Source organism: Microbacterium sp. Leaf159 (genome assembly GCF_001423615.1).
Classification (GTDB): domain Bacteria; phylum Actinomycetota; class Actinomycetes; order Actinomycetales; family Microbacteriaceae; genus Microbacterium.
In genome coordinates this window covers 343,902-357,414 of record NZ_LMOU01000001.1, presented here as the reverse complement: position 1 = coordinate 357,414, position 13,513 = coordinate 343,902, and the positions used below count along the sequence as shown (strand labels likewise).

12 protein-coding genes are annotated in these 13,513 nt (G+C 67.2%); 6 read left to right on the top strand and 6 right to left on the bottom strand.

The features are described 5' to 3' along the window. Positions 1–4: 4 nt before the first annotated feature. Positions 5–1,486, bottom strand: a complete 1,482-nt coding sequence (locus ASF80_RS01810; RefSeq protein WP_056307482.1) for a hypothetical protein — start codon at positions 1,484–1,486, stop codon at positions 5–7. A 161-nt stretch (positions 1,487–1,647) separates the two neighbouring features. Between ASF80_RS01810 and ASF80_RS01805 the strand changes: the two genes are divergently transcribed. Then, complete coding sequence (locus ASF80_RS01805; RefSeq protein ID WP_056311620.1) at positions 1,648–2,358, top strand: DUF4191 family protein; 711 nt, start codon at positions 1,648–1,650, stop codon at positions 2,356–2,358. 62 nt (positions 2,359–2,420) lie between these two features. Here ASF80_RS01805 and ASF80_RS01800 read toward each other — a convergent pair whose 3' ends face one another. Beyond that, positions 2,421–3,608 (bottom strand): RimK family alpha-L-glutamate ligase, encoded by a 1,188-nt coding sequence (locus ASF80_RS01800; protein WP_056307480.1) that lies wholly within the window; start codon positions 3,606–3,608, stop codon positions 2,421–2,423. A gap of 27 nt (positions 3,609–3,635) precedes the next feature. Between ASF80_RS01800 and ASF80_RS01795 the strand changes: the two genes are divergently transcribed. Further along, positions 3,636–4,115, top strand: coding sequence for an ATP-dependent zinc protease (locus ASF80_RS01795; protein WP_056307478.1), 480 nt, complete (start codon positions 3,636–3,638; stop codon positions 4,113–4,115). A gap of 6 nt (positions 4,116–4,121) precedes the next feature. Here the strand turns inward: ASF80_RS01795 and ASF80_RS01790 are convergent, their stop codons facing one another. Continuing rightward, positions 4,122–4,508 carry an RDD family protein gene (locus tag ASF80_RS01790; RefSeq protein ID WP_120493660.1) on the bottom strand — a complete coding sequence of 129 codons (387 nt, stop codon included), beginning with the start codon at positions 4,506–4,508 and terminating at the stop codon, positions 4,122–4,124. Between the two features lie 160 nt (positions 4,509–4,668). Here ASF80_RS01790 and glnA point away from each other — a divergent pair, with 160 nt between their 5' ends. From glnA to ASF80_RS01775, 3 genes are all read left to right on the top strand, one after another. Continuing rightward, entirely contained in the window at positions 4,669–6,093 is a 1,425-nt protein-coding gene (glnA, locus tag ASF80_RS01785) for a type I glutamate--ammonia ligase (protein WP_056307474.1), read from the top strand. A gap of 199 nt (positions 6,094–6,292) precedes the next feature. Further along, entirely contained in the window at positions 6,293–6,772 is a 480-nt protein-coding gene (locus ASF80_RS01780; RefSeq protein WP_056307472.1) for a hypothetical protein, read from the top strand. Next, positions 6,772–7,791: a M23 family metallopeptidase gene (locus tag ASF80_RS01775; protein WP_056307470.1), complete on the top strand. Its 1,020-nt coding sequence runs from the start codon at positions 6,772–6,774 to the stop codon at positions 7,789–7,791. The genes ASF80_RS01780 and ASF80_RS01775 overlap by 1 nt, the downstream gene beginning before the upstream one ends. Here the strand turns inward: ASF80_RS01775 and ASF80_RS01770 are convergent. After that, on the bottom strand, positions 7,766–8,281 hold the full coding sequence (locus ASF80_RS01770; RefSeq protein ID WP_056307468.1) for a GNAT family N-acetyltransferase: 516 nt from the start codon (positions 8,279–8,281) through the stop codon (positions 7,766–7,768). The genes ASF80_RS01775 and ASF80_RS01770 overlap by 26 nt on opposite strands. Positions 8,282–8,409: 128 nt before the next feature. Between ASF80_RS01770 and ASF80_RS01765 the strand changes: the two genes are divergently transcribed. Next, positions 8,410–9,558 carry an AI-2E family transporter gene (locus ASF80_RS01765; protein ID WP_056307466.1) on the top strand — a complete coding sequence of 383 codons (1,149 nt, stop codon included), beginning with the start codon at positions 8,410–8,412 and terminating at the stop codon, positions 9,556–9,558. On the opposite strand, the gene ASF80_RS01760 is transcribed toward ASF80_RS01765, so the two are convergent. Next, entirely contained in the window at positions 9,545–10,459 is a 915-nt protein-coding gene (locus tag ASF80_RS01760) for a diacylglycerol/lipid kinase family protein (RefSeq protein WP_056307465.1), read from the bottom strand. The genes ASF80_RS01765 and ASF80_RS01760 overlap by 14 nt on opposite strands. 69 nt (positions 10,460–10,528) lie before the next feature. Continuing rightward, positions 10,529–13,504, bottom strand: a complete 2,976-nt coding sequence (locus tag ASF80_RS01755) for a bifunctional [glutamine synthetase] adenylyltransferase/[glutamine synthetase]-adenylyl-L-tyrosine phosphorylase (protein ID WP_056307463.1) — start codon at positions 13,502–13,504, stop codon at positions 10,529–10,531. Positions 13,505–13,513 lie beyond the last annotated feature (9 nt).

Below are 13,513 nucleotides of genomic sequence, written 5' to 3'. Positions count from 1 at the left end.
AGCATCACCCTGGCTGGTCCGCGACGTCGTAGGCGTCGCGGACCAGCCATTTCTCATTGACCCGCACGACCACCACCATCTGCTCGATCTGCTGCGGCGCCGGCCCCTCGCCGATCACTGCGATCGACGAGACACGGATCACCGCGACATCGCCGTACTCGTCGACCGCGGCCAGCTCCGGCACCTTCTCCCCCGATGCCGCCCCGGTGAGCGCCTCTACGATTCCGGATGAGCCGGCAGCCACCGCGTCGGAGCACGCCAGGTCCCCCATCTCGGCGCAGTGCCGTATGGCGAGCAGAAGCGCACGCGCCGCCACCACCGGGTCCTCGGAGCCGGTGGACTCGTCTGTCGACTCTGCGGCCGGGATCGGAGATGTCGGCGTCGTCGGTGTGGTCGTCGGCGAACCCGCAGAACTCCGACTCGCTGCGGGCGACGGTCGGACTTTCCCCGCCGCGGGCTCCCCGGTCGCACCACCCGGCCAGAGCAGGCCTCCACAGAGCACGACCGCGGCCGCACTGCACGCCACGACCAGTCTGCGTCCACGGCGCCGTGGCTCGGGATCGACAGCACCCGTGACGGCGTCTGAGTGTGCCTTCTCATGCCTGGGTGGCCTGTCTCTGCGGGTCTTGATACCCCGCCGGCTCCATCGTTCCTCGAACGCGGTCCTGCCCTCCTCCAGCCAATGCCTCGCCCACTCCATCGCTCGATCGACCGCACCCCGGGGTCCCCGCTCCGTCGAGTGATCCGAGCCCCCTCCCCGCGCCTCACGTCTCGTCCCGGGCACCGGCACGACGCGGCGGGCGACGTCGAGGTCTCGTGCCTGCTCCGACGCGTGCACGTCGCGCCTGAGCGGCCGCGAGGCTGCGGTCGCGAACAGCTCCGCCTCCCAGCGCTCAAGCTGTCGAACCGGCATCCCCGGACGCTCACCACTCTTCTGCAGCCCGTCTCTGATCTCCCCGAGCAAGCGGCTCAGCGAACGATCGCCGCAGTCCCGCTGCATCCGTTCGACCAGACGCCACGTGGCCGACCGCGCATCGTCGCCCTCGCCGATCACGAACATCGGGCGCCCGTCGTCCGTCAACCACCAGTCCCCGGTGACGGCGGGACCGTCGGCGCGACAGAGTTCGCCCAGCCCCCTCAGAAGACTCGCCACCATGGTGGTCAGCTCACCGGCGGCGAACGCGACCTCGGCCACCGATCGGCGTCCGAGAAAAGCACCGATCCGCTCCGTGCACCAGGGAAGCAGGACGTCGTGGCCGTCGTGGCGCCGCACGACGTCGACCGGACCCGCGACATGCTCGTCACCCGCGTGGCCCCAGCCCGCCCATCCCGCGAGCGTCTCACAGTCGATCTGCACCGCCACGGACTCCCCGCGGATGACGAGCGCTCCGGCGTACGGGCCCTCCTCGGCGTCGAGCTGTCTGATCACGCGGTGCACCCCGGGCACCAGCGACGCACCGCGGTGGGGCACTTCTGCGACTGTCATGTCTCCATGTCAACGCATCGCTCGCCCCCCGTGGTCTCCAGGTCGGCGATGTGGAGGGATCCGAGCACTTTCCACGCCGTGCAGGACGGGTGCCCGGTGCGCGAATCCGCCTGACGCGAACGACGACATGAGCGCGGCCCGGAGTCGGTATTCTTATGGACATGGCAAACCGTTCGTCCGCGCCCGAGAAGCGTCCGGGGTTCTTCTCCCAGATCAAGTCCCTCTTCAAGTTCACGAGAGAGATCTACCCCTGGCTTCCCTGGGCGCAGATCGCGCTGCTGGTGCTCGGTGTCCTGATCGGACTCATCGTCGGATACCTCATCCCGCCGTTCCAGGTCTGGACGCTGATCCTCTGGGGCATCTCCGGCCTGATGCTCGGCATCCTCGGCGCGATGTTCCTGATGACCCGCCTGTCGACCTCGGCCATGTACCAGAAGATCGACGGCATGCCCGGCGCCACCGGCCACGTCATCAGCACGAGCCTCGGCCGCAACTGGCAGGGCTCTGAGACGCCGGTCGGCATCAACCCCAAGACGCAGGATGCCGTGTACCGCACCGTCGGCCGTGGCGGCGTCGTGGTGGTCGGTGAAGGCTCTCGCGGACGCCTGACCCGCCTGGTCAACGACGAGCGCAGCAAGGCCGCCCGCGTGGCCCACGGTGTTCCCGTGACCGTGATCTACGTCGGACACGGCGACGACGACGTGGCGATCGCCGACCTCGCCAAGACCATCAAGAAGCTTCCCAAGGTGATCGACAAGGCGACGATGGGTGCCGTCATCCGACGCATCGAGTCCGTGTCGCAGTCGATCTCGTCGTTGCCGATCCCCAAGGGGATCGACCCGACCAAGGTCAGGGCGCAGCGCCCGCGCTGATCCAGCCCGCATACGAAGAAGCGCGGCCGCACCTCGGATGAGGAGCGGCCGCGCTTCTTCGTTCACTCCGAGAGCGGCTGACGCGGAAGCCGTCGCACCTTGGCGCGTCGACGGCGACGCTCGGGCACCATCGAGCGCATCTCGTCGAGCTTGCCGAAACAGAACAGCCGATCGTCCGCCTCGAGGACGACGTGCTTACGGGGGTTCGGAATGACCGAGACCCCACGGTGGAGGGTGAGCACCGTGATGTCGCGCTCCCAGAGACCCGCTTCGCCGAGCGTCTTGCCGACGAGGTCGACCGCGCCGTGCACCATCAGCTCGGCGACGCCGTAGCCCGTGGAGACCGTGAGGCGCTGGCGCACATCGATCTCGGGGAAGGCGACCTGACCGGCGATGTAGTCGATGATCGCTCCGGCCACGTCGAGCTTGGTCGCCGTCTCGATGCCCTGCAGCCCCGGAGAGGAGTTGACCTCCATGACCAGAGGACCGTCGTCGCCCTCGAGCATGTCGACACCCGCGACGCGCAATCCCATGATCTGGGCGGATCGCACAGCCGCGCGCTCATAGATCGGATCGAGCTCGACAGCCTCGACAGATCCGCCGCGGTGCACATTCGAGCGGAACTCGTCTCCCGCGGCCGAGCGACGCATCGCTGCGACGACTCGATCCCCCACGACGAGTGCACGGATGTCGCGTCCGCGACTCTCCGAGATGAACTTCTGGATGAGCACGTTCTGCTTGGTCGAGTGCAGCGTCTCGATGATCGCCTCGGCGACCTTGACCTGCGGCGCGAGGATCACGCCGATCCCCTGTGTGCCCTCGAGCAGCTTGATGACGACAGGGGCGCCGCCGACACGCTCGATCGCCGGACGCACATCGGCGCGGTTGCGGACGAACGCCGTCGGCGGCATCGCGATGTTGTGGCGGGAGAGGATCTGGTTTGCGCGGAGCTTGTCACGCGCACTCGAGATGCCGTTCGCCGTGTTGGGCGTGTACACGTCCATCTGCTCGAACTGGCGGACCACAGCAGTGCCGAAGTAGGTGATCGAGTTGCCGATGCGCGGCAGGATCGCGTCGTAGTCGCTGAGTTGACGCCCGCGGTAGTGCAGATCCGGTTCATCGGCCGTGAGATCGATCGCGAAGCGCAGCGTGTTCAGCACCTTGACGGTGTGACCACGCTGGAGCGCGGCAGCACGCAGTCGTTGGGTGGAGTACGCCTGCGGCGCGCGAGAGAGCACTGCGATCTTCACGGGGGGATTTCCTGCCAGGATGGTCGGGTGAGTAAGTCATCCCATTCAAACACTCTTATCGGGTGGCGAGAATGGGTGAGCCTGCCCGATCTCGGCGTCGATTGGCTCAAAGCCAAGATCGACACCGGCGCACGCACCTCCTCGCTGCACGCATTCGAGATCCAGGAGTTCGAGCGCGACGGCGTGTCGTGGGTGCGCTTCCGAGTGAAGCCCTGGCAGGACAGCCAGGAGGACGCGGTGGTCGTCGAATCCCCCGTGCATGATCGCCGTGCGATCCGCAGCTCATCAGGTCACGCGCAGGAACGACTCGTGGTCGAGATGCTCATCCGCCTGCACGACCGCGAGGTGCTTGCCGAGGTGACGCTGAGCAACCGAGACGAGATGGGATTCCGGATGCTCATCGGCCGTGAAGCCCTGCGCCAGGGGTACACGGTTGATCCTGCGCGATCGTTCCTCGGCGGACGAGCGCCTCGCGAGGCCAGACGCCGCAACCGCGGCAAGGAGTGACGTCGTTCAGGCTCGGATGAGCACGAGCCCCGCCGCCTTGTCGTGAAGACCGCGCTGGTCGGCATCCCAGATGACTGCCGGGATCACGACCACGAGAAGCAGCGTGCGCACGAGCGGACGCCACAGCCCCACCCATCCGCCGTCGAGACGCACGACCCGCATGCCGAGGATGCGGTGCCCGGGGCTTCCACCGGCTGTCGGGATGAACAGGATCTGCAGCACGGCGAAGACCGCCATGGGGGCGAACTGCGTGAGTCCCGCCTCGCTGGGAAGCGCAAACTGGTCGTATCCGAGGAAGCCGGTCGCGATGATCGTCGCCGCGAGGTAGTCGATCAGCAGAGCACCGATCCGCCGGCCGGGGCGGGCGATGCTGCCGGTCCCCGTCTGCGGCATTCCGAGTCGTTCTCCGGGGTACGTGTTCACAGCGTCCGTCACGTATCAAGCCTACCGGCGCGTAACATGCCGGAAACAAAGCGGATACCGTGGGGTAACGCCCCGCACGTACTGTGCACAATGGCCGTGAAGCCATCGATCCGCAATCCAGGAGTCGTACATGTTCAAAGATTCGTCCGAGGTGCTGTCCTACATCAAGGAGAACGACGTCAAGTTCCTTGACATCCGATTCACTGATCTCCCTGGTGTCCAGCAGCACTTCAACATCCCTGCCTCCACCGTCGACGAGGACTTCTTCGTCAACGGTCAGCTGTTCGACGGCTCCTCGATCCGAGGCTTCGCGAGCATCCACGAATCCGACATGCAGCTCATCCCGGACGTGACCACGGCCTACGTCGACCCGTTCCGCGAGGCGAGCACCCTCGTGATGGTGTTCGACATCTACAACCCGCGCACGGGTGAGATCTACTCGAAGGACCCGCGTCAGGTCGCAAAGAAGGCGGAGAAGTACCTCGCTTCGACCGGCATCGCCGACACCGCGGTCTTCGCCCCCGAGGCAGAGTTCTACATCTTCGACGACGTGCGCTACTCGGTCACCGCCGGCGAGAGCTTCTACAAGGTCGACTCGGAAGAGGCCGCCTGGAACACCGGTCGTGAGGAAGAAGGCGGAAACCTCGCCAACAAGACCCCGTACAAGGGCGGCTACTTCCCCGTCAGCCCGGTCGACAAGACCGCTGACCTGCGTGACGACATCACCCTGAAGCTGATCGACGCCGGGTTCATCCTCGAGCGCTCGCACCACGAGGTCGGCACCGCCGGCCAGCAGGAGATCAACTACCGCTTCGACACCATGGTGCACTCGGCGGACGACATCCTGAAGTTCAAGTACATCGTCAAGAACACCGCCGAAGAGTGGGGCAAGGTCGCCACCTTCATGCCGAAGCCGTTGTACGGCGACAACGGCTCGGGCATGCACACGCACCAGTCGCTGTGGAACGACGGCAAGCCGCTCTTCTACGACGAGGCCGGCTACGGCCAGCTCAGCGACATCGCGCGCTGGTACATCGGCGGCCTGCTCGCGCACGCCCCCGCAGTGCTCGCCTTCACCAACCCGACCCTGAACAGCTACCACCGTCTGGTCAAGGGCTTCGAGGCTCCGGTCAACCTGGTCTACTCGGCAGGAAACCGCTCGGCTGCGATCCGCATCCCGATCACGGGCTCGAACCCGAAGGCCAAGCGCATCGAGTTCCGCGCGCCTGACGCATCGGGCAACCCGTACCTCGCGTTCGCCGCGCAGCTCATGGCCGGCCTCGACGGCATCAAGAACCGCATCGAGCCGCACGAGCCCGTCGACAAGGACCTCTACGAGCTTCCCCCCGAGGAGGCCAAGAACATCCCGCAGGTTCCGAACTCCCTGCTGGATTCGCTCGAGGCTCTGAAGGAAGACCACCAGTTCCTCCTCGAGGGCGGCGTGTTCACCGAGGAGCTCATCGAGACCTGGATCTCGTACAAGTACGAGAACGAGATCCTGCCGATGGCCCAGCGCCCGCACCCGTTCGAGTACGAGCTGTACTTCGGAGTCTGACCGGTCGCGACGCGGGATTCCCGCGCAGAGAAAGCGAGAAGCCCCCAGCAGGTCAGCCTGCTGGGGGCTTTCGTGTGTCGCTGCACGGCGCCGTGCGGCGTGCGAAAGGGCGGACGGCGCACGCACCGCCGACGAACACGGTCCCGCCATTGCGCCGCGATCCAGGGCGAGGCGGACTCCACGCGGTACCGTCAGACTTATGAGTCCCCACTTCGTCTCTCGACTGCTCGCGAGCACCGCAGCGATTGCTGTCGCACTCGTGGTGTCCGGCTGCGCGACCATACCCGGAGCCGTGCCGGTGCCCACGTCCACCGCGACCGCGACGCCCACCGACCCCGCCCCCACCACGACACCGACCCCCTCAGCCGTGCCTCTCACGTTCGGCGACTTCACCGGTGACCAGTTGGCGCAGATCTGCATCGACCAGACGCGTTCGACGTTCAGCCCGGATGTGACCTTCGACACGGAGAGCACACGCATCGAACGACGCACCGTGACTCCGGAATGGCTCGTCATCGTCCCGGCGCGGACCGGAGGCATGGAAGGGCGTTCTCTCTGCACGATCGGCGGAACGCCCGACTCCCCCGTGGTCGAGATGGCCTCAGGGTCGATCGATGAGCTACCTGAGGAGCAGATCCAGAGGCTGATCCGGGGAGAGAACGAAGGGACCAATCCCTGATGTGCAGCACCGACGCGGATGCGTCCCCACCCGGCCGCGAATCGCGCCGTGGTCTCTCGCGCCGGACGGTTCTCCTCGCGACCGGGCTGGCATTCGGGGTGACCGCGCTCAGCGTGGATATGTTCTCCGCGCCGCTGCGCGCGTCGGCAGCAGGTAGCTACCTCCGTCCGTGCGGCGACGTCCCCATCTCGAGCACGTGGACGGGACACCGCAATCGGAAGCCCCCTTCGGGTGAACCCGGAACCGACTACGCGGTCCCCCGCGGCACACCGATCCGTGCGGCGACCGCCGGCGTCATCGTCGACCGCAAGGACACGACGGACTCCGCCACGGGGCGTTACATCGCGCTGCGCGCGGATGACGGCAATTACATCCGATACCTCCACCTCGCCTCCAGCTCCGTCGCCAACGGAAGCCGGGTCAGCCGAGGTCAGATCATCGCTTACTCGGGGGCGTCCGGATTCGGCAGCGAGACCGGATACGGCTCCCACGTCCATGTCTCCCTCTGGATCGGCGGCACGCCTAACCAGCTGGGTTTCGCCAACACCGTCAACTTCGAGAACTTCGTCGAAGGAGGCCCCCTACCCATCTACCCGGAGGACGACCCCGTGCCCACCCATCAGTCGACCGACTTCGCCAACAACGTCGCCCTGCCGGCGAACGTCTGGACCACCATCGCCGTCTCCTACGGGCAGGTCTACCTCGGGATCGCCGGCGTAGGGATCGTCGAGACCGGAGACGTGTCGCTCAACCTCAAGGCCAACGGGCTCACGACCGGCCTCCAGGTGAGACTCGTCGCTGAGAAGCTCGCCTCCAACGCGGGGCCTGTCGTCTCGACCCAGGTCCAGCCGGTGACAGAGATCCGGGCCACCGCCGCCGCAGGCAGCCCTACCCAGGGACAGCATGCCCAGTCTTACCAGCTGGTCGGGCCGATGCGCCTCTTCGTTCAGGTCATGGCGCTCAACGCCGGTGCGACCCTGACCGGCGTCTCGGTCAGGAAGAACTACTGGACTTCCTGAGGTCGAGAACCCATTCGTTCATCGTCAGTTCCGCGCCGCGGAACTCCTCGGTGAAGGTACCCACCAGCTCGAACCCGGCTCGCCTGCAGACGCCGTTCGAGCCGGGGTTCGTGACGGACGGGAAGGCGACGAGGAATCGCCGGCCGCCGCGGTGCTCTCGAACATCCTCGATCAGAAGCCGCAGTGCCCGTGAGGCGACTCCCCCGCCCTGAGCATCGGGGACCACGAACCAGCCGGCCTCGAGAGCTGATTCGCCGCGCCAGTCGGCATGCCAGAAACCGATCGAGCCGACCGCGCGACGATGCTCGTCTTCGATGACGAACATCCTCGCCTCGCCTGCTCGCCACAGGCGCAGATAGCGCTCGTTGCGTTCGATGAGCTGTTGCTCGGTCTCGATGCCGTTCAGGTGCGCGGTCATCTCGGCGGTGTTCGCGATGCGGAGCAGACCGAGGTCGTCGGCGGACCAGCGTCTGAGCGTGAGAGTCTCCATCCCGGAACGCTCCCATGCCCCTCCGACATCCGGCTCCGTTCTCGCGCAGACCATGACCGTGTCGCGCTTGCTTCGAAGGGCTGCGGGTGGTGCACTGAGAGGTCGGGAACTACAGAGGGGACGACGCCATGCGCCGGAAGACCGAGAAGCAGCTGCTCAGGCACACGACGGAGACTCCCCCGGCGCAGCCGAAGTCGGCGGCCGCGGCGATCGCCCGCATCAACCCGTTCATGTACGGCCTGCTCGGAGCGCTCGGCGTTCTCGTGGCTCTCATGCTCGGCGGCATCGTCAACCAGCTCGCGACCGTGCTGGTCTACATCGGCGTCGCGATCTTCCTCGCACTCGGACTCGATCCGATCGTCTCATTCCTCGAGCGCAAGCTCCCCAGGCCTGCGGCGGTCGCGATCGTGGTCGCCGGAGTCGTGCTCGCCTTCGCAGGCATCATCCTCGCGATCGTCCCGATCCTCGTGGAGCAGATCGCGAACCTGATCGAGAACGGCCCGCAGATGGTCAAGGACATCATGGCCTCGGCCTGGTTCAAGGACCTCAACGACCAGTTCGGCTCGACCTTCGAGGATGCCGCGAACGGCATCCTGTCGTTCCTGCAGGATCCGGGCAACCTGGCAGACATCGGCGGCGGTGTCTTCGCCGTCGGTGCCGGCATCGCCGGCGGATTCACCGGCGTGACGATCGTGCTGATCCTCACGCTGTACTTCATGGCGTCGCTGCGCAGCATCAAGAAGGTGGCCGCGCGCTTCGTCCCCGCCTACCAGCGCGACACCTTCAGCGGTCTCCTCGACGACGTCTCGGGCGCTGTCGGGCGCTATGTGATCGGCCAGGCGAGCCTCGCGCTGGTCAACGGCGTTCTGAGCCTGATCGTGCTGAGCATCATCGGCGCACCGGTACCGGCGCTGCTCGCTCTGATCGCCTTCATCGGGTCGATGATCCCCCTCGTCGGAACTCTGAGCGCCTCGATCATCAACTCGCTGATCTGCCTGATCGTGAGTCCGGTCACCGCACTGATCGCCTTCATCTACTACCTGGTCTACATGCAGATCGAGGCATACATCCTGTCGCCCCGCATCATGAACAAGGCAGTGGCCGTTCCCGGCGCACTCGTCGTCATCGCGGCGGTCGCCGGTGGAGCGCTCGGCGGCATCCTGGGCGCGCTGGTCGCCATCCCGGTCGCAGCGAGCGTCATCATCATCGTTCAGAAGGTCGTCTTCCCGACACAGGACCGCAAGGTCGTGCCTCCGGGAACGCTCAGCGAACGATGAGTGCTGCGGGCTGAACCCGCACAGAGAACTTCGAGACCTCGCCGACCTCTTCGCCGTCGATCTCGAAGGCCAGCGGCGACGACAGTTCGATCGTCGCCTTCTCTGCCGAGATGTGGCGCGTGGAGTCGCTGCTGACGGCCTCGTCGACGCTGCCGAGAATACGACGGATGCCGTTCTCCCAGACGAACGTGCGCACGGTGTCGAGCCACTGGAGCGGCCCGTCGGCGCTCACCAGCAGCATGTCGAGCAGACCGTCATCGAGAACCGCGTCCGGAAGCAGACGGATGCCGCCCTGCACCATCCCGCAGTTGCCGATCAGCATGGTGTGGCCGCGCAGCTCCTGCGCGTCGCCGTCATCGAGCGTGACAGTGATGTCGGTCATCTCGGTGCCGGCGAGTGCGCGACCCATCGCCTCGACGTAGGCGAGCCAGCCCGCTTTGTCCTTGAGGTCGTCATCGGTCTCGACGAGCATCTGCGCATCGATCCCGAAGCCGACCATCACGACGAACACGTGTTCGGTGCCGTCCAGGTCCACCCAGCCGATGTCGATCTTGCGCGGGTCCCCGTCGCGGACGCGCTTCAGCGCCGCGGGGATGTTGTTGAGCGGAATCTCGAGGTTTCGCGCCAGCAGGTTGCCTGTTCCCTGCGGGACGATTCCGAGAGCCGTCTCGGTGCCCGCGAGCGCTTCGGCCACCGCTCGCACCGTGCCGTCGCCCCCGACGGCGACCACGACGTCGCAGCCGGCCTCGACGGCCTGAGCCGCCATTCCGCGACCGGGATCGTCGACGCTGGTCTCCCACCACTCGACGTCCGAGGTGAATATGTCGGACACGGCGGTGCGCAGTTTGCCCTCATCGATTTTCGAGGGGTTCCAGATCACACCGAGCTTCGAGATCGTCATGCGCTCAGCCTGAGCGACGAACAGGCGAAAAGCAAATGACGCGCCCGCCCTTGACTCGCAGGGCAGCGCCTACCCGTAGAAGAGGTGCTCGAACGCCCGCCGCGCACGACGAGTGACACCGAGGTAGTCGTCGTCGAGCACGCTCGCCGAGCGGTCTGGGTAGCCGAGCAGCCGGCCGATCGCGTCGAGCTCACGGGGGTCGGTCGGCAGCACGTCGCTCGTCTTGCCCGTGTACAGCGTGATGGCCGAACGCAGTCGGCTCGACAGGAGCCACGCATCGCGCAGCAGATCAGCCGACTCTGCCGGGACGTACCCCGCGGCGACCGTCGCCTCGAGGGCCCCGAGCGTCGATGTGGTGCGCAACTCGGGCACCTCGTGCGCATGCTGCAGCTGGAGCAGCTGGACCAACCACTCGACGTCGCTCAGAGTGCCGGGGCCCAGCTTCAGGTGGCGCCGTGGATCGACGCCCTGGGGAAGCCGCTCTCCCTCGACGCGGGCCTTGATGCGCTTGATCTCCCTGCTGCCCTGCAGATCGATCTCGGCGGGATACCGGATGCTGTCGGCGAGGGCCGTGAACTTCTCGATGAGCGTCGTGCTGCCGGCCACTCCGCGCGCCCGCAGCAGCGCCTGCGCCTCCCACGACAGCGACCAGCGCCGGTAGTACTCGGCGTAGGCGTCGATCGATCGCACGACCGGCCCGTTGCGTCCTTCAGGGCGCAGATCCGCATCGAGATCCAGCGGCACCCGGTGATCCGTGAGGTGTTCGCGCAGCCCGGAGACGATGCGTGTCGCGAGGGTCTGGGCGCGCTGCGGCTCGACACCGTTCGCGTCGTAGACGTAGAGGATGTCGGCATCCGACCCGAAACCCAGCTCCGCGCCGCCGAAACGCCCCATGCCGATCACGGCGAAGTCGAGCGCCTCGTCCTCCGGCGGAACGAGCTCGCGGCGCACGGCACGGAGCGCGGCCTGGATGGTCGCATCGGTGATCTCGGTGAGCGAGGTGGCGACCTGCTCGATCGAGAGCACGTCGAGCACACCGCCCATGGCCGTGCGCAGCAGCTCGCGGCGACGGAGCGCGCGGACAGCCTGCAGAGCGTCGCCGACGCTCGTGTGGCGGGTCTGGATCGCCCGCGCCTCCTCGTCGATCGCGGCACCGCTGCGCGGGCGCAGCAGATCGCTGCTGTCGAGCCACGCGACGGATTCAGGGATCCACTCCATGAGCTCGCCGACGTACCGCGACGACGACAGGAGCCTCGTCAGGCTCTCCGCGGCACCGGACGAGTCGCGGAGCATCCGGAGGAACCAGGGCGTGTCGCCGAGTCGCTCGCTGATCCGGCGGAATGCGATGAGGGCGTAGTCGGGATCGCTGCCGTCGGCGAACCAGCGCACCATGACCGGCATCAGGTGCCGCTGGATGGTCGCCTTCCGGCTGAGGCCGGTGGTCAGGGCGCCGATGTGACGGAGCGCTCCGGCGGGGTCGCGGAAACCGATCGCCATGAGACGGTCGTGCGCCTGCGCCGTCGACAGCGTGCGTTCCTCTTCGGGAAGCGAGGCCACCGCGCTGAGCAGGGGGCGATAGAAAAGCCGGGTGTGGATGTCACGCACCTCGCGGCGCACACTCTCCCACCGCGCCCAGATCGCCTCACCGGACTCCCCCAGACCGGTGCTGCGCGCGAGCACGCGGAGCCCCGCGGGCGTTCGCGGCATCAGGTGGGTGCGACTGAGCTCCTTCAGTTGAAGACGATGCTCCATCAACCGCAGGATGCAGTAGTCGTCGGCGAACGATGCGGCCTCGGCCCTGCCGATGTAGCCGCCTTCGACCAGGGCATCGATACTCTCGAGGGTTCCCCTCGTCCGCAGACGGGGGTCTGTGAGGCCGTGCACGAGCTGCAGGAGCTGCACGGTGAACTCGATGTCCCTCAGCCCGCCTGAGCCGAGTTTGAGCTGGTACGGGGCATCCTCCGGATCGATGTGCTCCATGACGCGCTCGCGCATGCGCTGCACGCTGTCGACGAAGTTCTCCCGAGCAGCGCTGGAGAAGACCTTGGGCTGTACGGCGGCGATGTATTCCGCACCGAGGTCGGGGTCGCCCGCGAGGGGCCGAGCCTTCAGCAGGGCCTGAAACTCCCAGCTCTTGGCCCAGCGGTCGTAGTACGCCAGGTGCGAGGCGAGCGACCGCACCAGAGCGCCCTGCTTGCCCTCGGGGCGCAGCGCCGCGTCGACCTCCCACAGCGGCGGCTCGACCTCGATCCCGCTGAGCCCGCGCATCGTCTCCCTGGCGAGGCGCGTCGCGATGTCGATCGCCCGGGCCTCGGACACGATCTCCTCGTCGGTCGTGCCGCCGACGAAGATGACGTCCACGTCGCTGACGTAGTTCAGCTCCCGCGCACCCGCCTTGCCCATGCCGATGATCGCGAGCTGGGTCGCCGCGACCTGCTCCCGGCTCAGGGTGTCTGCGAGCCGTCGGCGGGCGACCGCGAGCGCGGCCTCGAGCGCGGCTCCCGCTATGTCGGCCAGCGCCGCGGCGACGTCGCCCACGATGCGCACCGGATTGTGCGCCGTGAGGTCGAACGCGGCGATCTCGGCGAGGTTGCGCCGGTAGGCGACGCGCAGCGTGACCACCGCCGCATCGTCTGCGGACTCGGCGAACCCGTCGCGCGCCCCCACCGCGTCCAGCAACCGCTCGCGCAGCTGATCTGCCGACGGCAGCTCGCTCGTGGCCTCACCCAGCACCGTGATCTGGTCCGGGTGCCTCAGGAAGAAGTCCGCGAAACCCTGCGATGCGCCGAACACCCGCCAGACCCGTCGACGCGACTCCGGGTCGACGAACAACGCGGCCAGCGGCGCGGGGTCGCGCCGCGCCACGCGCAGCATCCCCTCGACCGCGGCATCGGGGTCGGCGCCGTCGGCCTCACCGAGCAGCAGCGATCGCTCGACGCCCAGCAGGGTCGCCAGCTCCGCGAGGTTGGCCGCGGCCTCGCTGAGCTCGGCGAACCCGAGCCTGGCCAGCGCGGAGAGAGAGACGGAGTCGTCCGAACGGGCCATGCGCGACGC

What these genes read in the sequence shown, in the direction of transcription:
- ASF80_RS01810 (WP_056307482.1), bottom strand. Translation starts at nt 1,486, where the DNA reads ATGACAGTCGCAGAAGTGCCCCACCGCGGTGCGTCGCTGGTGCCCGGG.
- ASF80_RS01805 (WP_056311620.1), top strand. Translation starts at nt 1,648, where the DNA reads ATGGCAAACCGTTCGTCCGCGCCCGAGAAGCGTCCGGGGTTCTTCTCC.
- ASF80_RS01790 (WP_120493660.1), bottom strand. Translation starts at nt 4,508, where the DNA reads ATGCCGCAGACGGGGACCGGCAGCATCGCCCGCCCCGGCCGGCGGATC.
- glnA (WP_056307474.1), top strand. Translation starts at nt 4,669, where the DNA reads ATGTTCAAAGATTCGTCCGAGGTGCTGTCCTACATCAAGGAGAACGAC.
- ASF80_RS01780 (WP_056307472.1), top strand. Translation starts at nt 6,293, where the DNA reads ATGAGTCCCCACTTCGTCTCTCGACTGCTCGCGAGCACCGCAGCGATT.
- ASF80_RS01775 (WP_056307470.1), top strand. Translation starts at nt 6,772, where the DNA reads ATGTGCAGCACCGACGCGGATGCGTCCCCACCCGGCCGCGAATCGCGC.
- ASF80_RS01770 (WP_056307468.1), bottom strand. Translation starts at nt 8,281, where the DNA reads ATGGAGACTCTCACGCTCAGACGCTGGTCCGCCGACGACCTCGGTCTG.
- ASF80_RS01765 (WP_056307466.1), top strand. Translation starts at nt 8,410, where the DNA reads ATGCGCCGGAAGACCGAGAAGCAGCTGCTCAGGCACACGACGGAGACT.
- ASF80_RS01760 (WP_056307465.1), bottom strand. Translation starts at nt 10,459, where the DNA reads ATGACGATCTCGAAGCTCGGTGTGATCTGGAACCCCTCGAAAATCGAT.
- ASF80_RS01755 (WP_056307463.1), bottom strand. Translation starts at nt 13,504, where the DNA reads ATGGCCCGTTCGGACGACTCCGTCTCTCTCTCCGCGCTGGCCAGGCTC.